We start from the raw sequence: 19,116 nt of genomic DNA on the forward strand, positions 1-19,116 counted from the left end.
TTGAGCTTTGCAGGGCCACAAGGTAAGGTAGCCTTGCAAACAACCAATCCCAACGTTGTATTAGTCCCAAAATCCTATTTATTAAGGAGAAACGTGTAATGATGCGTATTATTTTGCTAGGTCCACCAGGCGCCGGTAAAGGTACCCAAGCCCAGTTCATTTCGAAAGAATATGATATCCCGCAAATCTCAACTGGCGATATGCTGCGTGCAGCAATCAAAGAGGGTAGCGAACTTGGCAAAAAAGCCAAAGACATCATGAATGCTGGTGGCTTGGTTTCTGATGACCTTATCATTAACCTAGTGAAAGAACGTATCGCTAAGCCTGATTGTGTCAACGGTTGTATCTTTGATGGTTTCCCACGTACGATTCCACAAGCTCAAGCGCTTGCAGATGCTGACGTTGCGATCAACCATGTGGTTGAAATCAGCGTTCCTGATGATGAAATCGTCAACCGTCTGTCTGGTCGCCGACAGCATCCAGGCTCAGGTCGCGTTTATCACGTCCATCACAATCCACCTAAGCAAGACGGTCTTGATGATGTGACTGGCGAAGCGTTAATCCAGCGCGAAGATGATAAAGAATCTACGATTCGTGATCGCCTAGCGACTTATCATGAGCAGACATCTGCATTGGTTGGTTTTTATCAAGATAAAGCCAAAGAAGGTGCTGATGCTCCTAAGTATGACAAGTTTGATGGTACGCAAGGTATCGATGATGTGAAGCAACAAATTTTGTCTGCGCTAAAAGGCTAATTATCAATTTTAGCTAATTGATATAGTCATTAAAAACCCTGTTTAATAGCAGGGTTTTTTTTATGGCTAATGATCTTGCATCTGATGGTTTTATATCTCACGAATCTATTTTTCGTAATGGCTTGTTCATTTAGAATTAAAAAGCACCCACAAAAAAACCGCTCACTCATCATAAGTAAACGGCCTTTTTATCAAAATATGCGACTGATAAAGCTCGCATATTTCTGATTAAAGCTTAGGCATTACCTTCAGCACCAACTTGTGCTTGCTGCTGGCTTTGTGCGTAAGCTTGATCAAAGTTAACTGGTGCTAGCAATAACTGCGGGAAACTACCACGTGTCACGATGTCACTGATGACTTCACGAGCGTATGGGAATAGCACGTTAGGGCAGTAGGCACCCAAGATTTGACCGATTTGGTCTTCTGGAATGTCTTTTAATAAGAAAATACCCGCTTGATGCACTTCAGCGATAAAGGCTGCTTCATCAGCATTTTTAGCCGTAACGCTCACAGTCAAGATGATTTGATAATGATCATCATCAAGTTTTTCAGCATTGCTAGATAGGTTGATATCAAGCTCTGGGTTCCACTCTTTGGTGAATACACCAGCGCCTGGCACTTCAAGTGACATGTCTTTTACATAGATGCGTTCTAGTGCCAATTGCGGTTGTGCTTGTTCGTCAGCCATGGTAATTCCTCTAAAATTGAATCAAATAATTGGGAAAATGGTCATTTTAATCAAAGTTCATTGTAATATAAATCGAGACTGAATCTCGATATTTTTATCAATACTTTTTATTGCTAGTCTTGAACCTACCTCTTTCTCTCTCTTTGTATAAGCAGAGGTGGGTTCAAAAACAGGCAGCAAATTAACCCGCTAATAGCTCATCAAGTTTGCCTTGTTGATTCATCTGATTGAGCTCATCGAAACCACCGACAAAGGTATCACCAACGAAGATTTGTGGCACCGTGCGATAGTTATTGGTTTTTTTCATTAATGCTTGGCGCTCTTCGCTACTGATGTCGTGCATGCCAATCTCTTCATAAGCAACGCCTTTTGTTTTTAGCAGTTGCTTGGCATTTGAGCAGTATGGGCAGATAGGGGTCGTGTAGACTTTAACAGATACGGTCATGATGAATCCTTATTTATTGGTTTAGAAGGTAAACGTTTTATTGTAATCCGCTACCAGTACATAAATTGATATTAAAAATATATTTGGTGATGCTCATTATTAAAGTGGGGATGAGCATATCAAATTCAAGATGCTGAAGCATAAAAGCGCTGAGGGTAGCATAAATGCCACAAACAAAAAGACACCTATCGATAAGGTGTCTTTTTTTAAGCGTATCAATCAGATGTCAATTGATGCTCGCTGAGCATTTTTCTAACTAAATAGTTATAAGCTTTACTACTTGTGTAAACTCGGCTTGGCTTTACCTTTGTTCTTCGGCTTGACATCTTTTACACCAACTAACGGCATGCCTGCGCCTTGCCAGCCGCCAACACCACCTTCCAAACGGTAGACGTCGTCTTTACCGATCATCTGAATCGCAGCGCCTGCTTGCACACCCATGTCACAGATAATAATGACGGGTTGCTCAATGGCACGAATTTCTTCTAAGCGGTCTTTGAGATCAGTGAAAGGTATGTTGCGGCTGCCTTGGATATAACCTGACTCAAACTTCTTTTTGGCACGAATATCGATCAGCTGCGCATTTTGCGAGTTAACCATCATACCAAGGGTATTAGGCGATATTTTTCTGCCACTACGTTTGTTTTCAATAGCAAAAAATAGCACGGCAAGTACGGCCAATATACCAAATAAAAACGGGTGGTTGCCCACAAAATCCAGCGCACGATCCAAACCATACCTCCAAAAAATAAGTGTTCTGTTAAGCCGAGAAGCCAGCTCAACGATATTGAACAAGGCGCTATTATACCGATTAGACCATCCATAGTAAACGTGTGATGGTCAACCTAGTGATGAACGATTAATAAGGCAGCGATTAATAAGGTTTAGTATCAGCCTCTTCTCTAAGGGTCACAAGGTTTTCGACACGGCGCTGCAATACTTCACCATCAGCCACGGCTTGCCATAATGCGCAGCCTTTGCTGTTATGAGTGTGACGACAGTCACGGAACTGACAGTAGCCTGCTAAGGGTGCAAGCTCAACGAAGCCAGAGATGATGTCATCTGGACTCAAATGCCAAATACCGTATTCACGGATACCGGGTGTGTCAACGATGCCACCTTGGGTTAAGTCATCTGGATTAAACGGTAATAAGCGGCTGGTGGTGGTGGTATGCTGACCGAGCTTCGAGTTTTCAGAGATGATGTTTACCACTTGACCCGATTCTGGCAGTAGCGCATTGATTAAACTACTCTTACCAACACCAGACTGTCCTGCAAAGATAACCAGTTTTTTGTCTATGTAGCGTTTTAGCTCGTCCAGTCCTTCTTGTTCATTACTATCAGCGACGTTTTCAGGGCAGTCGACTGAGGTTAAGACGCTCTCATACCCAAGTGCTGCATATTGTGCCAATAACTCATTGGTATCGACGCCGTTTTCTTGCGCCAGTAAATCGGCTTTGTTCAGCACCAATAATGGCTTTACGTCAGCAAGATGACAAACCACTAGGTAGCGATCAATCAGTGTGGGTGCAGCAGCAGGCAGTGGTGCAAAGACAATGGCCAAAATATCAACGTTGGCAGCGACGGGTTTGAGTTTATGATAGCGGTCAGGTCGAGAAACGAGTGAGGTACGTGGTTTGACGGATTCAATACGGCCAAATCCAGTATTGGAGTCGGCGTTCCAACGTACTTGATCACCAGCGGCTAGCATCGGCAAATTGGTACGTACATGACAACGCCAAATATCACCCAACTCAAGCATTTGCCAAAACGGCTCAGGATCATCAGGCCCAATCTCTGGCTGCTCAGATATCACAGCAGGCAAACTGGTGACTTGTACTTCTAGTTGCTTACCGTAATGCGCCATGACCACGCCATCCATCAAACTGTCATCGATGCTGTCTTGACTTAACAATTGCTGCTTGTCGATGCGACGAATCTGCTGTTTGGTCAGTTTGCGTTGCCGGATTAATGCCATGGGTTTGAACCTATTAAAAAAATATTGCTAAGTGTAGCGTGAAAATTTGCTAACATACAGCCTAAAGCGCCTATACCGGACGGTGGTTTTGTAATGTTTTAAGTTTTTGAGACGTTATGAATCCGTCAGCGCAATATAATATCATTTGAGCATGACCATTTATATGTGGTTTATTTAGTTCACATTGCCCCAAAGTTGTTCCAAGCTTTATTGACCATAGGACAAAATATGAGTACCGATGACCATCCCAATAAAATCAAAATCAGAAACCAAGGCAAAAAAGGGCTGGTATGGATTGACCTAGAAATGACAGGTCTTGATACCGTCAATGACGAGATTATCGAGATTGCCACTGTCGTCACTGACGAAGATTTGAATGTATTGGCAGAAGGCCCTGTGTTTGCCATTAAGGTATCTGATCAAGTCTTAAATAAGATGGATGATTGGAATACCAAACAGCATGGCCAGTCAGGATTGGTCGACCGTGTGCGTCGTAGTACCGTGACATTGGCAGAAGCAGAAGCTGAGACCATTAAGTTTTTAAACAAATGGGTGGATAGCGGCAAGTCGCCAATGTGCGGCAACTCAATCTGTCAAGACCGTCGCTTTATGGCACGCCAAATGCCAGAGCTTGAGCGCTTCTTTCATTATCGCAATCTCGATGTGTCCTCTATCAAAGAGCTTTGCTTCCGCTGGCGTCCTGATATCTTAAGAAACTTTGAAAAGGGCGGCAGTCATTTAGCCCTAGATGATATACGTGACTCTATTCGTGAGCTAAAACACTATCGTCAGCATTTCTTTAAATTGATGGATTAGAAGTAGAGAGTTTGCTAGCTTTTGTAGGTTACATCTAATCTGTCCCGTTTAGAGTAAAAGCTTAGTAGCTATTAATAATTATGAGAAGCTGATGGACGTTAAACCTATATTGATAAAAATAGCTATTATTTCAAGTATATTATCTCCAGAGCTTTCTTACAGTAGTAGCGATTTACTAAGAGATAATATTGATACTACTACGCAAGAAAATAGTAGTATCAATATTGTTGGAACCAGTAAAGATAAGACCGAGCTAGATAATATCAGAAATAAGATTCTTTCTACTTCTCGGTATAGCTTCGTTGGTAATTTTTCAGAGGGTTTAGCCGCTGTAGAACGAAATGATAAGTATGGTTTCATTAATACTGATGGCAAAGAGGTCGTACCATTACAATATGACCTAATCGGTATCGGAGGTTTTAAAAGAGGTTTGATAGCTGTTCAGAAGAATCATAAATGGGGCTTTATTAACAATTCTGGTCAGGAAGTTGTTGAACTAAAGTATCAAGATACTTGGAGCTTTGAAGAAGATATAACCGGCGTTAAGAAGGATGATAAATGGGGTTTTATTGATACTAATGGAGAAGTATTTGTCCCATTCCAGTACGAGCACGCTGGTTACTTCGCAGGAGGTCTTGTACCTGTTAGTAAGAATAATAAGCATGGCTATATAGATGATACAGGTCAGACAGTTATTGAATTACAATATGATTGGGCTTATGTCTTTAATGAAGGTTTAGCAGGTATCGAAATAGATGGAAAGGCTGGCTTTATAAATACTATGGGTCAAGTTGTTATACCCCTCATATATGATAGTGCTTGGGCCTTCTCTGAAGGTCTAGCGCCTGTTAAGAAAGACGGTAAATGGGGGTATATTAATACAGAAGGTAACGTTGTTATACCTTTTAAATATGATTATGCAGATATATTCTCAATGGGCGTGGGTATAGTCAAATTAAACGGCGAAGAATTGAGAGTTAATCGACAAGGTCAAATCGTTGACTGATTTTAAATTTTTTTAAATAGCGTTATAGGCTGCGCCTTACGCACCGATTTTATAGAGTCTAATTTTCAGTGGTGCACGGGTTTCACTCTACACTGAATATCTAAACTCAAACAATCCAAACTCAGTATTATTACTACTAAAACTGTCATTTGATTGTTCATCATCTATCACTGCACCAATAACGGCACTGACTTTCGGCTGGCGTGTCTCTGTATCTAATAGTCGCCAATCACCTAAGACATAACGCATTTTATCATTGGCAGTTTGATGAATGTCTGGACGATGTGTGTGCCCATGTAATAAGGCATCACTATCAGCCATTACTGTACTGACTGCGTCTGCATTGACATCCATAATATGGGTGGCTTTATTAGCATTATTTCTTTGACTTTTTTGTCGCATGTTATCTGCAATAGCCAAGCGTTTTTCTAACGATTTATTGAGCAAATACCACTGAGTTAAACGGTTACGCATTACTTTTCGAAAGAACTGATATTTTTTATCATCGGTACAAAGCGCATCGCCATGCTCTAATCGGTAGTTTTTCTGCCCGACGTTTAGAGTGTATGGCTCATAAATAAGCTCACCACCGAATAAATTACAGAATGGTTGATCTAATAGAAAATCACGATTGCCATGCATCACTAAAATCTCACAGCCAGCCACTCGCAGTTTTTTTAATTTCACGATGAGCGGGGTGAGCCAATGGGTTTGGCATTCATCTTCTGACAACGATAGATAAACATCATCACCTAGCCATACTTCGAACCAATCACCCAAGATAAACAGGCGCTTGAGAGCAGGCAAGGCAAGGCAATCGTCAAGCAGCGCCAAAAAAGCCTGCACTAAGGCAGGCTCTTCAGGCGATAAATGCAAATCGCTAATCAAAACTTGCCGCACCTCATGAGGGCGGGTCGTGATTAAATGATTAAAATTTTGCATTTATCTTTATCCTCGTGACTTATCAAAATGCTTTCTTAAAAAGTTATTCTAATAAGTGCTTATTGAGTAAATATGACTACTTGGACTGCTAATGAGAAACAATTACTGAGTAATGATGGTCGCTGAGTTGATAACGACAGGCTCTTTTGGTACATCAGCATGCATACCGAAACGACCTGTTGGTACGCCGCGCATTTTTTCGATGACATCCATACCGCTTGTGACTTTACCAAATACAGTATAGCCCCAACCTTGCATATTTTTGCCAGTGTGGTTTAGGAAATCGTTGTCTTTTACGTTTACGAAGAACTGGCTGGTTGCTGAATGCGGATCTTGCGTACGCGCCATCGCAATCGTACCTTTGTCATTCTTTAGACCATTATCTGCTTCGTTTTCAACGGGAGCATTGGTTGGCTTTTCATTCATTTCAGCGTCCATTCCGCCGCCTTGAATCATGAAACCATCAATGATGCGATGAAAAATCGTACCGTCATACTGACCAGATTTTACATAGTTCAAAAAGTTTTCTACGGTTTTTGGTGCTTTTTCTTCATTGAGTTCGATAACGATCGCACCCATACTGGTGTCTAGTTCTACTACTGGTGGCATGTCTACCATGTGATATTCCTTTTTGATTACGGCGCCTTAAATGACGCTGTCAAGTGGTGGGTAAAAAGTTGGTTAATAAAAAGTCATGGGTAGTCTAACGGCTTTTTTAGTCTGTGTCATGTATCAGGCTGTTAATGCGTTCGCAAAAGCTGATAGAATAACGCAACTTTAACTTTTTATTATCATTTTTGATAACCTGTTTTTAATAGTTTGGTTTGAATTTTCCATGATGTGTGATGGCATGCATCATGAACTGACAATTTGCGTTAGGAGCAATACCCGATGAGTGAGAACTCAAGCAATAATGCACAAAAAGACGAACACAAAAACGACTTTATTCGTAATATTATTCGTGACGATATCAAAGCGCAAAAACAGCAACAGATTGTGACGCGTTTTCCGCCTGAGCCAAACGGCTATCTGCATTTGGGTCATGTAAAATCTATCTGTTTAAACTTTGGTGTGGCCAAAGAGTTCGACGGTGTGTGTAACCTGCGTTTTGATGACACCAACCCAACGGCAGAAAAGCAAGATTTCATCGACAATATCGAAAACGATGTGAAGTGGCTAGGATTTGAGTGGTCAGGTGAAGCGCACCATGCGTCAGGTTATTTTGACCAGTTGCATGCATGGGCCGTACAGTTGATTGAACAAGGTGATGCGTATGTTGATTTGCAATCGCCTGAACAGATGAAAGAGAACCGCGGCTCATTCAATGAGGCAGGCACGCCGTCTCCGCAGCGTGACGCCAGTGTTGAAGAAAACCTAGCGCTCTTTAATGATATGAAAGACGGAAAGTATACTGAAGGCAAAGCCGTGTTGCGCGCCAAGATTGATATGGCAAGCCCAAACATGAACATGCGTGACCCTGTCATCTACCGTGTCATGCATCAAGCGCATCATCAAACAGGGGATAAATGGTGCATCTATCCTATGTATGATTTTGCTCATCCGCTCTCTGATGCTCTCGAAGGGATTACTCACTCACTATGTACGCTAGAGTTTGAAGATCATCGTCCATTCTATGATTGGGTCATCGCAAAAATAGGCTTTGACGTACCACCGCATCAGTACGAGTTTAGCCGCCTAAACGTTGATCATACATTGACCAGTAAACGCAAACTTAAGCAATTGGTTGATGAAAACATCGTTAGTGGTTGGGATGATCCACGTATGCCAACGGTCGCTGGTATGCGTCGCCGTGGTTATACGCCAGAGGGTTTACGTGACTTCTGTGAACGTGTGGGCGTGACGAAAGTAGATAGCGTGGTTGATTTTCGCTTATTAGAGTTTAGTATTCGTCAGTCGCTAGAGACGACGACTGCCCGTGGTATGGCAGTACTCAAACCATTGAAAGTAACCATCACTAACTTTGCAGAAGCGGTTAGCAGTTGGGACTCTCTAAAAGCCGATAGCGTCAACGCGCGTTTTGATGATGCCGCACAAACCTTATGGTTGACTCAGCCGAACCATCCCAATATCGATATGGGTGAGCGTGAAATCCCATTCACTGAGACGATATATATCGATCAAGGCGATTACGAGATTGAACCGCCAGCAGGCTATAAGCGTTTGTCACCAGAAAAGCCAGAAATTCGTCTGCGTAATACCTATGTGTTGGCAGTGACTGAGCATATTACGGATGAAGCGGGCAATGTGGTCGAACTAAAAGCCACCATTGATCCGACTACTTTGGGTCAAAATCCCGAAGGCCGTAAGGTTAAGGGTGTCATTCACTGGGTATCGGCCAGTCAAGGCGTTCCAGCCACCGTGCGTATGTATGAGCAGCTATTTAGTGTTGAAGACCCAAGCAGCGTTGCTGATGTCCATCAAGCATTGAATACCAACTCGTTGACTGAACTTAATGCCGTGGTTGAGCCATCACTTGCCAATGCTGACGCTGGCACGCGTTTTCAGTTTGAGCGTGAAGGTTACTTTATCTCTGATAGCGAAGACCATAGCACGGATAAACCAGTCTTTAACCAGATTGTTAGCTTGCGTGATAGCTATAAGCCTGCTTAATGCATAACAAGCAATGCAAAATGCTTTTGTTTTGAGATAATACTGAACAATAGTGGTTTGCAAGCCTGCCCATTTCTAGTACGCTAGGGATGGGCTTTTTTGTGCATCTGTAAAGTTGAGTATCGTAATATTTAAGGAAATGAAAATGGCAAAGTTTTTGAACAGTAGTGGTACGACTTATCATTTAGAAGAATTAATTAAAAATGCCTCTGATAGGCTGATTATTATCAGTCCGTATCTAAAGCTTAATGAACGTATTAAAGAATTATTGGAAGATCGTAATCGTCTTAAAATTGATATTAGAATCGTCTATGGTAAAAATGATCTACACCCCGAAGAGATAAATTGGCTCAAAAATCTGACCTTTATTCGTACCAGTTTTTGCAAAAATTTGCATGCGAAATGCTATCTGAATGAAAATGAGTGCATCATTACCAGTCTGAACCTGTATGAGTTTAGCCAAGTCAACAATAATGAAATGGGCGTGCTGATTTATCGTAATGAAGACAGTAAGCTTTATGCTGATACTTATGAGGAAGCTCAACGCATTATCAGAATCAGTGATGAAGTGAGAATGTCGCTTGAAAAAGTGACTGAAATTGAATCTGGAACCGATGCTAGCACTGATAAAAAATCCGCGTCTAGTCATGCTGCGGTAAGTGCTAATAATGCTAATACAACGGCAAAATCTACCACAGAAGCGGCGACACCGAATTACTCTAGATTGACGACTGCCAAGCTTGCTAAAGAACTGGGGTTTAAAACTCAGGCGTTAAATGATAAGTTGTTGGCAGCAGGTTATTTAGAAGCGCAAGATGGTGAGCTAGTATTGACTGATGCTGGACGAGCAGCTGGTGGTACTAGTAAAAAGGGCAAGTTTGGTGAATTTTGCTTGTGGGATGCAGGGATGGTCATCTAGTTGACTCTCTAGAAATGTATGGGTTTATTTATTGCTAAATGGAATAAACGCATTACAATCTATCACAAGACAGTCATAACCAGTTTGCTAAGATAGAATGAGTTTTTTGCTGACGTGCTTTACGTTATTGTGTAGTATCTGACTGAGTATGTTGATAATAAGAAGTACGTTGATAATAATAGAGAGTGTGGATATCTTTGGATACTAGCACTCATCACTAACAAAGCTAAGGAATCAAGCATGGCACATTTACGTTTAGGCGATACCGCACCAAATTTTGACGCTACAACCACAGAGGGTGACATCAATTTCCACGAGTGGGCAGGCGATCATTGGGTGGTGTTTTTTTCGCATCCAGCCGATTTTACCCCAGTATGTACCACTGAGCTTGGTCGCGCCGCTGCCCTTAATGGCGAGTTCCAAAAGCGCAATGTCAAGCCGATTTGTATCTCTGTCGATAGCTTAGAAGACCACAAAGCATGGGCGAGTGATATCGGTGAGACCCAAGGGACAGAGATGAATTTCCCAATCATCGCTGACCCAAATAAAGAAGTCGCTGAATTGTATGACATGATGCACCCAAATGCAGACAGCACTCATACCGTACGCAGCGTATTCATCATTGATCCAAGCAAAAAAATCCGTCTGACCTTAACTTATCCTGCGAGCTGTGGTCGTAACTTTGATGAAATTCTTCGCGTTATTGATGCGATGCAGTTGTCAGATGAGTACAATATCGCGACGCCAGTAGATTGGAAAGACGGTGATGACGTGATCATTCCACCAAGTGTGAAAAACGAAGACATTGCTGCCAAATACCCTAAAGGCTATACAGAAGTTAAGCCGTATCTACGCACCACACCTGCACCAAATAAGTAAGTTGAGCGTACGTGCCCTATAGTGATAAATATTAAGCCCTGTAACGTAACGTTATGGGGCTTTTTGCTACTCATATAACAAGCAGCGTTGGGTTTTGCTATAGTCAAAGCACTCTAAAATGGTTACAAGGTAGCCGATTGTAAATTGTACAAGTAGTACATCTAGGAAGGATAACGCCGTAGCGATTTAGCAGTTCGCTGACTATATGATGGAAAAAGAACCATATATTATGTCTAGGTAATATCGTCTTTGAATGATATATTTTTAATGAGCGTTACCTACTATAAAAACCAACTGCATTCATTCGCTCTTCAATCCATATTTTAAGGAGTTTGCCATGAAAAAACTATACGTCACCCGTACTGCACCGAATCCACGCAAAGCACTTATCTTATTAGCATCAAAAGGTATTGATGTTGATGACATGGACGATATTGATGTTATTGATATTGACTTTGCTGCTAATGAGCAGAATTCAGATGAGTTCACTGCAATGAACCCGATGCGTACTGTGCCAGTGCTCAAGTTGGGTGATGGTACCGTACTCAATGATTCACAGGCCGTTTGCGAATATCTCGACCGTGTCTATGGTGAGCGCTCTGTGATGGGTAACGATGTCATACAACGTGCACAAGTTTGTTCTATGCGCCGCATTGCAGAGTTTGAGGTGTTATATAACTTCATGTTAGCGTTTCAGCACAGTAATCCCGCTAAAGCCCAACGTGTTGAGCAAGTGCCAGAGTTTGTCGCACCCTCTATCGCACGAGGGGTCAAAACACTCGCGTATTTTGAAAACATATTAGAAGGTCGTGAGTATTTGGTCGGCGAGCAATTGAGTTTTGCAGATATCGTGCTCTATTTAGGTCTAGATTTTGGTAAAGTGCTCAAAGTTGATCCCAATGAGCAAGGTGAAAATCTTGCCCGTTTTTATCACATGATGAATGAGCGTTTTAGTATCAAAAACATGGCGAAAGCCAAGCCTACTCATAAAGAAGACTGAAGCAAACACTAAGAATTAAAAATCATCTATAATCAGCGGTCTTAGGTAGTTGATAGTAATGTCAATTGCCTAAGACTATTTTTATGGATGTATGGCAAGTAAGAATAACCCGTAAAATAGTAGTTATACCAAACCCAAGAAATACGATTAGCTGCGTCAAACTCGTTTAGTCTACAATGCGTAGTACTTGCACTTGTTTTCATTGCTACTCTAATTTTTGTGAATGGTATTACTATGACTACATAAAATTAAACACTTTGTTACAACCGCTATAGTCATCAGCGCTATAGTGGTGAAATCATTACGCTTTTTGTGTTAGATACGGTTCGCTATCTGACCCTAAAATTCGTAATTTAGCCTCAAAGAGTTGATAGTTTAAAGCTTATTTCTGTAAAAAGGATAATCGCGATGCATGTGAATGGCCAAAAGGTATGATTGTTATGACATCGTTTGTTAAAAAACAGCCTGTTCGTTCGGTGTTGGTATTAACTATGCTAGCCACCAGTTTGGCATTAAGTGCTTGCCACGGGTCTGCCGACGAAAATGAGGGGCCAGATAATACAGATGTAGCTGCTAGTGAAGTAGGTGATGCAGATGTTGATAGCAATATTGTTAATCAAGATGTTATTAATACCGATACGATAGCCAGCGAGGCAATATCCGGTAAGATGAGTGTTGAAGATGCAATGATTAGCAATCTTTCACGTTATCGTTGGACACTGATATCTGCAACGGACAGCCATGATCAACCACTAGATATGTTGATGCAAATCACAGACCAAGTGCGTCTGTCACTCAACCAGTATCAAGGTCAAAATACCTTAAACTATAGTGTTGGTTGCAACACCATCAGTGCGGCTTATCAGTTGCAAGGTTCTGCTTTAACCGTTGAAGATAGCATGAGCACTAAAATGTCCTGTGGCGATCTTAATAAGGCTGAAGATAACTTAAGTACGCTGATGCAAGGTGATAGCGAACTGGTATTGGCAATGGCTAACAATGCTAGCGTTGACAGCCTTAAAAGCGATACGCCAATATTGACACAGACTACCAGTGATGCCGCTACTTTAGTTTGGCAAGGAAAGCTGACCCCACAAGCCAGATATAATAGTAAGGGCGAGGCTGTATTTTGGGCAGTAAGTGCAGACATGATACCGTGTACTGATAATAACCCACAGATGTGTTTACGAGTGAAGCCCGTTACTTATAACAGTCAAGGTATTAAAATCAATGAAGGTAAATGGCGCGTATTTATTGGTGAAATCGATGGTTATCAGCATGATGGCCAGCATGAAGAAGTATTACGTCTACAGCGCTATCGATTAGACGGCAGCGATACGGAAGAGGATGATACTTCCAACACATCAGATGAAGAATATGCTTATGTATTGGATGCAGTCATTGAAAGTTCAGTAGTAGAATAGATTCGTTCATTATCGTTATGAATATATTGAGTCAATGATTCAAAAAAACACGCGTCCATATGAAGCGTGTTTTTTTATGGTTGTATAACAGACTTTATATTTAACGTAAATTACCTAAGTCTTCTTCCGTTAAGCGCCAACGGCCTTTCTTTTTAGAGGCACCGCGTCCACGCATAGCGCTATTCAATATCAGTTTGTTCATTGAATGGCTTGAGTGAGCATGACAGATGGCGCAGGCGAGTCCATCAGCAGCATCTTGTTGTGGTACCACATCTAGAGACAAGATACGGCAGACCATCTCTTGCACCTGCTCTTTTGCTGCAGCACCATAGCCGCAGACAGCTTGCTTGATTTGGCGAGCCGTATATTCTGACACTTCTAAGTCCAGTGCTACCATGGCAGCAATCGCCGCGCCTCGTGCTTGCCCAAGTTTAAGCGCAGAGTCTGGATTTTCAGCCATAAATACCTGCTCAATAGCTGTATAGATAGGCTCGTCTGCATATTTCAAATGATGTTGGGTGATCCGTGTCAGACCGTTAAAAATACGCTTAAGTCGTTCAGGCATCTCTTTGGTATCCGTACGAATAGTACCTGCATCGATATAAGTCAGTTTGTCGCCGGTTTGTTGAACTATTCCATAACCCGTCATGCGTGAGCCTGGGTCAATCCCGATAATAATGGCCATAATATCCCGTCTTGCTTTCATTTTATTTTATATTTAATCTTATATAAATCGGATACGGTGTCAGACTCGCTCCGCCTACTACTCGTAGTACTTTCACTCAAATTCCTTGTATCCAAATTATATTGTACCGACTATATGGCTTAAAAATTAGCCGTAAGTTTGATAGTATAGCAATCAATCCCCATATACATCATATGTTAGCCATCTTAATTTGCATGGCGCTCAATTTATTGGTTTTTATTTTATAGGACGACACTTTATGGGTCAGATAGTTGGTATTGCCATCGTTTGGTTTATTATCGAGATGCTGCTTTGGTATTTGCTTGCTCAGTTTATGAGTGGTTGGTGGGTGTTTATGTGGTTTATCATTGCCGCCGTCATCGGTATCTCACTGCTGCGTAAAGGAATGGCTGCACTTAATCCAATGGCACAGCAGATGAAAGCTGGTGGTATGACGAACCCGTCGATGCGCCCGCAAGAGTCGACCATGATTAAAAGTGTCGCGATGGCAGCAGCGGGTATTTTACTGCTTATACCAGGGGTACTCAGTGATTTGCTTGCGCTATTGGTCGTATTACCACCTGTACAGAAGAAGCTTAAAGACTTTGCCAATAACTATGTCATGAACAATCAGCAGAAAATGATGGAAATGATGGCAAAGCAGATGGGTGGTCAAATGGGCGGCGGTCAAAATCCCTTTGGTGGTATGGGTGGTCAAAACCCATTCGGCGGAGCAGGCGGCACGAATGGCCAAAACCCATTTGGTCAGCAACAACAAAACCCGTTTGGTGATGTGTTCAAACAGCATACAACCGTTAATGGTACTGCCAAAAATATTCCTAAAGATGTAAAGAAAATTACAAGGTCTGCTAATGACGAATAACTATTTAGTTAAATCGTAAGCATAAAAAAGCCCCTTTCGTTAATTACGAAAGGGGCTTTTTGGTGGTAATAAATACATAATTAATAGGAAATATATTTATCGACCGAATAAAACAACCGAAGTGCCGCTGTAAGATGGTGACCCATGAACCGTGAAGTTCAGGGCGGATGCGTCATCATCTCTGCAGGTTTCCTGATACACCGCAAGCGGTGCAGGCATACACAATGAGACGATAGGTACCACATCCTGGTAAAGCATTATCGGCTCAGGGAATAAACATCTACTAGCCAACACTTCAGAATATAATTATCTTAACCAATGGATTGAATGATTGCAAGTACGATTTACAGATTGATACTTAGGATTAATGATTACGTGATTCATGTCGAGTTTTAACCATTTTTGAATGATTTAGGATCATATTAGGCGCTTAATTACTAGTTAAAAATAGCGATTTTTCAGCTATTTTGAGATGTGTGTTAATATAGAGGGCTTTAAACTTCCTAGTACAGCATCATAGGCGTTCATTCACTTGAGGAGCGGTAATTCATGACCCATAATCAGCAACAATCAGAATTTATCAACGATAGTCAGGCTCAACTCAATAATAAAAGCGACAGCGATAACAATAAAAAAATACCGCATGTCTTAATGATATTAGATGGTTTTGGGCATCGTGAAGACGATAAGGACAACGCAATTGCTGCTGCCGAAATGCCAAATCTAGATAAGATTTATCAGCAGTACTCACACGGATTGATATCTGCTTCAGGAGAAGACGTTGGTTTGCCAGATGGTCAATTTGGTAACTCCGAAGTTGGACATATGAACTTGGGTGCTGGCCGTGTTCTTTATCAAGACTCGACTCGTATCTCCAGTGAAGTGAATAATCGTGAGTTTTATAAAAACGAAGCATTGGTAAATGCTGTAAAAGCGGCAAATGAGCTTGGTGGCAACGTGCATATTATGGGGCTGCTGTCGGACGGTGGAGTGCATTCGCATCAAGATCATATCGAAGCGATGTGCCATTCAGCACTTGTCCATGGCGCTAAAAACGTCTTTGTCCATTGTTTTTTAGATGGCCGTGATACACCGCCAAAATCTGCTGATAAATACATAAATCGTTTGCGTACACATATCGGCAAGCTCAATGAGCACTACGAAGGTGGTCGAGTACAGATTGCGAGTATTATCGGACGTTATTATGCGATGGATCGTGACAACCGTTGGGACAGAGTGCAAAAAGCCTATGAGCTTATCACTGAAGGTAAGGCTGACCGCTTGTCGACCCGAGCCGATGGTGCTGTACAAGCTGCTTATAAAGCACGTGAGACAGATGAATTTATTAGTCCTACTACCGTAATCGGGCGTGATGAAGTGCCATACACGGTCGATGACAATGATGCTTTGATTTTTATGAATTTCCGTTCTGACCGTGCTCGTGAACTTGCACAAGCCTTTGTACTGCCAGATCATGAGTTTTCTGGATTTGCGCGAAACAAGCAACCTAAACTGGCAGCTTTTGTGATGCTGACCAAGTATTCAGACGTTTTGGCGGATAACTCAAAAACCAGTATCGCGTATTATCCAACGTCACTGACCAATACACTTGGTGAATATCTGCAAGATCAAGGCAAGACGCAGCTACGTATCGCAGAAACCGAAAAATACGCTCATGTAACATTTTTCTTTAGTGGTGGACGTGAGGAGGAGTACAACGGTGAGACACGTATTTTAGTGCCTTCTCCAAATGTTGCCACTTATGATTTGCAGCCTGAAATGAGTGCGCCTGAAGTGACAGATAAATTGGTAGAAGCGATCGAATCTGGTAAATATGACGTGCTGGTCGTCAATTATGCCAATGGGGATATGGTTGGACACACAGGTATCTTTAATGCTGCTGTACAAGCGGTAGAGGCGTTGGACGTATGTGTGGGTCGTGTTGCGACTGCAGTGCGAGCAGCTGGAGGCGATATGTTAATCACGGCCGATCATGGTAACTGTGAGCAGATGCAGGATTATGACAGCGGTCAAGTACATACTCAACATACTACTGAACTGGTACCTTTTATTTATGTTGGTGACAAAAAGTTAAAAGTGCGTCATGGTGGTAAGTTGAGCGATATCGCACCGACTATTTTGGCACTGATGAATATCGAAGCACCAATTGAGATGACGGGTGAAAGCTTATTATTACCAGTATCGTAATTGATGATTGAAAGATTTTAGCCTTCGTATTCTGATAGCAGACTATCGTTATTAGAAACTAAAGTTGTTGGACACTAGAAAAGGAAAGATATCTAATATCTTTCCTTTTTTTTGATACATTTGGCCTAAGATATTTGCAATACTATTCTAGTTTTAAGCATGCGCTTGATGTTATGTTATGAGGCATGTTTGATAAATATATCTATAATAATAATGTTGTATAGTTGATTCAGTTTAAAAGAGATACAGGGCAACCGAGCGCAGATGTATATGTGATACTTCAAGTGAGGTTAACGCTGCTACTCTTTTATAGAGGATTGACGATACATTCTATTATTTAAACGAGTTGTCTTATGCATCCTATCTATTCTGTGCGATCGTCTGTCTCTAAGCGATTGGGTAAACCAACGCTGAAGCTATCTGCCACACCGACTTTTTTTAAGCCTGTATTAATGATAGGTTTACTGGGATTGAGTACTTTTAGTGTGTATGCACAGGCAGCAATATTGCCTGAGAACGATGCACGTAACCCTACAGCCAACCTACAACTTATCAGTTTAAATGATGATGAGATAGCGGCCAAAAATGACACTAATAATTTATCAGATATTGCGGATATGCTTGAAGCTGCAGACGATGCGGATGACTCAATAGATAGTGTGCCAGATGAAAGTGCTTTAACTGACGATACGGATGATATCGATACCAGTATTCCTTCTGACGTTGCACAAGTATCACTGAATGCCATTTCTCCAGAGACGCTTAAGACGTTCGTCGCAGTAGTGGATTTAGTGCGCCGCGAATATGTGGATACGGTGAATGATGAAGAGCTATTTAGTAATGCGATGAGTGGTATGCTGACCAAGCTTGACAGTCATGCTGAGTTTTTAGATGCTGAGGCTTACGAAAACCTACGTGCTTTTACAGAAGGTGATGTGGGCGATGTCGGTATCAAAGTTACTTATCAACCTGTGGCTGGCTACTGGGTAGTTACAGACGTCGATGATGACTCACCTGCTGATAAAAAAGATATCGCTGTTGGTGATTATTTGCATCAAATTGGTGATCTCAAACTGGATGCTAATAAAGAAAGTAACGATATCAAGCAACTCCTGACAGGGATTGCGGGGACGCAAGTGGATATCGTAACCTCGAGAGCTGGTCGCCGCAAACATACCACTACCTTACAGCGTAATAATAGTCACCCTCAAGTCGTTGAAGCAAAGCTCATCAATGGTATTGCCGTTATTAAGTTGCCTGCGTTTCAAAATAACAGCCGTGAAAAATTATTGGAAAGCTTGATTGACTTAGAGGCACCCGTATCTGGTATTTTGTTAGACATGCGCGACAATCCAGGTGGTGTATTAACGTCAGCGGTGAGCGTTGCCAGTTTATTCATGACTGATACTGATGTGGTACAAGTAAAAGCTCGTCAAAGTGACACACGGACTCTATCGACTCAAGGTGCCGCATTATTCGAATCACTGCCAGTTGTTGTTTTACAAAATAGATATTCGGCATCAGCAGCAGAGGTGCTGGCCAGTAGTTTACAAGCACAAAAGCGAGCCACTATTGCTGGTGAGATCAGCTATGGTAAGGGATCTGTACAGTCAGTTATCCCGCTCAATGATGAGCAAGCCGTTAAATTGACAGTTGCTAACTATATGACAGCATCAGGCAAAAAGATAGATGGTATCGGTGTAAAGCCTGATGTCACATTATCAGGTAATGAGGGCACATGGGAGCAGCAGGCACTCGAGATACTACAAGCACAAAAGTTAGGTTCAGGTATTCGTTTTGTTCGAAAGCCTACTGAAAATAACAAAGCGCCATAGGCCGAAGATAGCTGGCTAAGCG

The 19,116-nt window shown here is 41.9% G+C and carries 18 protein-coding genes and 1 other RNA gene; 11 read left to right on the forward strand and 8 right to left on the reverse strand.

Annotated elements, in window-relative coordinates:
- The first annotated feature begins 98 nt into the window (after positions 1-98).
- Positions 99-755: an adenylate kinase gene (adk, locus tag JMW61_RS08380; RefSeq protein WP_194197188.1), complete on the forward strand. Its 657-nt coding sequence runs from the start codon at positions 99-101 to the stop codon at positions 753-755.
- Positions 756-990: 235 nt separating this feature from the next.
- On the opposite strand, the gene secB is transcribed toward adk, so the two are convergent.
- The 4 genes from secB to rsgA form a co-directional block, all read right to left on the reverse strand.
- On the reverse strand, positions 991-1,443 hold the full coding sequence (secB, locus tag JMW61_RS08385; RefSeq protein ID WP_110922606.1) for a protein-export chaperone SecB: 453 nt from the start codon (positions 1,441-1,443) through the stop codon (positions 991-993).
- A 181-nt stretch (positions 1,444-1,624) separates the two neighbouring features.
- Positions 1,625-1,888 (reverse strand): glutaredoxin 3, encoded by a 264-nt coding sequence (gene grxC, locus JMW61_RS08390; protein WP_110922607.1) that lies wholly within the window; start codon positions 1,886-1,888, stop codon positions 1,625-1,627.
- 276 nt (positions 1,889-2,164) lie between these two features.
- The gene (locus JMW61_RS08395; protein ID WP_201550258.1) at positions 2,165-2,620 is read right to left on the reverse strand and encodes a rhodanese-like domain-containing protein; all 456 of its coding nucleotides are present in this window, start codon (positions 2,618-2,620) and stop codon (positions 2,165-2,167) included.
- Positions 2,621-2,762: 142 nt separating this feature from the next.
- The gene (gene rsgA, locus JMW61_RS08400) at positions 2,763-3,866 is read right to left on the reverse strand and encodes a ribosome small subunit-dependent GTPase A (protein WP_201550259.1); all 1,104 of its coding nucleotides are present in this window, start codon (positions 3,864-3,866) and stop codon (positions 2,763-2,765) included.
- Between the two features lie 228 nt (positions 3,867-4,094).
- Here rsgA and orn point away from each other — a divergent pair, with 228 nt between their 5' ends.
- Positions 4,095-4,682 carry an oligoribonuclease gene (orn, locus tag JMW61_RS08405; RefSeq protein WP_201550260.1) on the forward strand — a complete coding sequence of 196 codons (588 nt, stop codon included), beginning with the start codon at positions 4,095-4,097 and terminating at the stop codon, positions 4,680-4,682.
- A gap of 91 nt (positions 4,683-4,773) precedes the next feature.
- Positions 4,774-5,688, forward strand: coding sequence for a WG repeat-containing protein (locus JMW61_RS08410; RefSeq protein ID WP_201550261.1), 915 nt, complete (start codon positions 4,774-4,776; stop codon positions 5,686-5,688).
- A gap of 87 nt (positions 5,689-5,775) precedes the next feature.
- On the opposite strand, the gene JMW61_RS08415 is transcribed toward JMW61_RS08410, so the two are convergent.
- A complete protein-coding gene (locus JMW61_RS08415) occupies positions 5,776-6,630 on the reverse strand; it encodes a UDP-2,3-diacylglucosamine diphosphatase (RefSeq protein ID WP_201550262.1) in 855 nt (284 codons plus the stop codon).
- 102 nt (positions 6,631-6,732) lie between these two features.
- A complete protein-coding gene (locus JMW61_RS08420; protein WP_194197192.1) occupies positions 6,733-7,248 on the reverse strand; it encodes a peptidylprolyl isomerase in 516 nt (171 codons plus the stop codon).
- A 273-nt stretch (positions 7,249-7,521) separates the two neighbouring features.
- Between JMW61_RS08420 and JMW61_RS08425 the strand changes: the two genes are divergently transcribed.
- From JMW61_RS08425 to JMW61_RS08445, 5 genes are all read left to right on the forward strand, one after another.
- Positions 7,522-9,261, forward strand: coding sequence for a glutamine--tRNA ligase/YqeY domain fusion protein (locus tag JMW61_RS08425; protein ID WP_201550263.1), 1,740 nt, complete (start codon positions 7,522-7,524; stop codon positions 9,259-9,261).
- A gap of 145 nt (positions 9,262-9,406) precedes the next feature.
- Positions 9,407-10,180 (forward strand): phospholipase D family protein, encoded by a 774-nt coding sequence (locus tag JMW61_RS08430; RefSeq protein WP_197216882.1) that lies wholly within the window; start codon positions 9,407-9,409, stop codon positions 10,178-10,180.
- A 240-nt stretch (positions 10,181-10,420) separates the two neighbouring features.
- On the forward strand, positions 10,421-11,059 hold the full coding sequence (locus tag JMW61_RS08435) for a peroxiredoxin (RefSeq protein WP_201550264.1): 639 nt from the start codon (positions 10,421-10,423) through the stop codon (positions 11,057-11,059).
- A 337-nt stretch (positions 11,060-11,396) separates the two neighbouring features.
- Positions 11,397-12,059 (forward strand): glutathione S-transferase family protein, encoded by a 663-nt coding sequence (locus JMW61_RS08440; protein WP_201550265.1) that lies wholly within the window; start codon positions 11,397-11,399, stop codon positions 12,057-12,059.
- Positions 12,060-12,499: 440 nt separating this feature from the next.
- Complete coding sequence (locus JMW61_RS08445; protein ID WP_201550266.1) at positions 12,500-13,483, forward strand: META domain-containing protein; 984 nt, start codon at positions 12,500-12,502, stop codon at positions 13,481-13,483.
- Between the two features lie 100 nt (positions 13,484-13,583).
- Here the strand turns inward: JMW61_RS08445 and ruvC are convergent, their stop codons facing one another.
- Positions 13,584-14,168: a crossover junction endodeoxyribonuclease RuvC gene (gene ruvC / locus JMW61_RS08450; protein ID WP_045446965.1), complete on the reverse strand. Its 585-nt coding sequence runs from the start codon at positions 14,166-14,168 to the stop codon at positions 13,584-13,586.
- 259 nt (positions 14,169-14,427) lie between these two features.
- Between ruvC and JMW61_RS08455 the strand changes: the two genes are divergently transcribed.
- Entirely contained in the window at positions 14,428-15,051 is a 624-nt protein-coding gene (locus tag JMW61_RS08455) for an FxsA family protein (protein ID WP_201550267.1), read from the forward strand.
- Positions 15,052-15,160: 109 nt separating this feature from the next.
- On the opposite strand, the gene ssrS is transcribed toward JMW61_RS08455, so the two are convergent.
- Positions 15,161-15,356, reverse strand: a non-coding RNA gene (gene ssrS / locus JMW61_RS08460) — 6S RNA.
- Between the two features lie 244 nt (positions 15,357-15,600).
- Here ssrS and gpmI point away from each other — a divergent pair.
- Entirely contained in the window at positions 15,601-17,259 is a 1,659-nt protein-coding gene (gpmI, locus tag JMW61_RS08465; protein WP_201550268.1) for a 2,3-bisphosphoglycerate-independent phosphoglycerate mutase, read from the forward strand.
- A 353-nt stretch (positions 17,260-17,612) separates the two neighbouring features.
- Positions 17,613-19,094 carry a S41 family peptidase gene (locus JMW61_RS08470; protein ID WP_201550269.1) on the forward strand — a complete coding sequence of 494 codons (1,482 nt, stop codon included), beginning with the start codon at positions 17,613-17,615 and terminating at the stop codon, positions 19,092-19,094.
- The last annotated feature ends 22 nt before the right edge of the window (positions 19,095-19,116 follow it).

This window comes from Psychrobacter fjordensis (assembly GCF_904845995.1).
GTDB lineage: Bacteria > Pseudomonadota > Gammaproteobacteria > Pseudomonadales > Moraxellaceae > Psychrobacter > Psychrobacter fjordensis.

Coding starts and splice junctions, on each gene's coding strand:
- adk (WP_194197188.1), top strand. CDS start 99: ATGATGCGTATTATTTTGCTAGGTCCACCAGGCGCCGGTAAAGGTACC.
- secB (WP_110922606.1), bottom strand. CDS start 1,443: ATGGCTGACGAACAAGCACAACCGCAATTGGCACTAGAACGCATCTAT.
- grxC (WP_110922607.1), bottom strand. CDS start 1,888: ATGACCGTATCTGTTAAAGTCTACACGACCCCTATCTGCCCATACTGC.
- rsgA (WP_201550259.1), bottom strand. CDS start 3,866: ATGGCATTAATCCGGCAACGCAAACTGACCAAACAGCAGATTCGTCGC.
- orn (WP_201550260.1), top strand. CDS start 4,095: ATGAGTACCGATGACCATCCCAATAAAATCAAAATCAGAAACCAAGGC.
- JMW61_RS08410 (WP_201550261.1), top strand. CDS start 4,774: ATGGACGTTAAACCTATATTGATAAAAATAGCTATTATTTCAAGTATA.
- JMW61_RS08415 (WP_201550262.1), bottom strand. CDS start 6,630: ATGCAAAATTTTAATCATTTAATCACGACCCGCCCTCATGAGGTGCGG.
- JMW61_RS08420 (WP_194197192.1), bottom strand. CDS start 7,248: ATGGTAGACATGCCACCAGTAGTAGAACTAGACACCAGTATGGGTGCG.
- JMW61_RS08425 (WP_201550263.1), top strand. CDS start 7,522: ATGAGTGAGAACTCAAGCAATAATGCACAAAAAGACGAACACAAAAAC.
- JMW61_RS08430 (WP_197216882.1), top strand. CDS start 9,407: ATGGCAAAGTTTTTGAACAGTAGTGGTACGACTTATCATTTAGAAGAA.
- JMW61_RS08435 (WP_201550264.1), top strand. CDS start 10,421: ATGGCACATTTACGTTTAGGCGATACCGCACCAAATTTTGACGCTACA.
- JMW61_RS08440 (WP_201550265.1), top strand. CDS start 11,397: ATGAAAAAACTATACGTCACCCGTACTGCACCGAATCCACGCAAAGCA.
- JMW61_RS08445 (WP_201550266.1), top strand. CDS start 12,500: ATGACATCGTTTGTTAAAAAACAGCCTGTTCGTTCGGTGTTGGTATTA.
- ruvC (WP_045446965.1), bottom strand. CDS start 14,168: ATGGCCATTATTATCGGGATTGACCCAGGCTCACGCATGACGGGTTAT.
- JMW61_RS08455 (WP_201550267.1), top strand. CDS start 14,428: ATGGGTCAGATAGTTGGTATTGCCATCGTTTGGTTTATTATCGAGATG.
- gpmI (WP_201550268.1), top strand. CDS start 15,601: ATGACCCATAATCAGCAACAATCAGAATTTATCAACGATAGTCAGGCT.
- JMW61_RS08470 (WP_201550269.1), top strand. CDS start 17,613: ATGCATCCTATCTATTCTGTGCGATCGTCTGTCTCTAAGCGATTGGGT.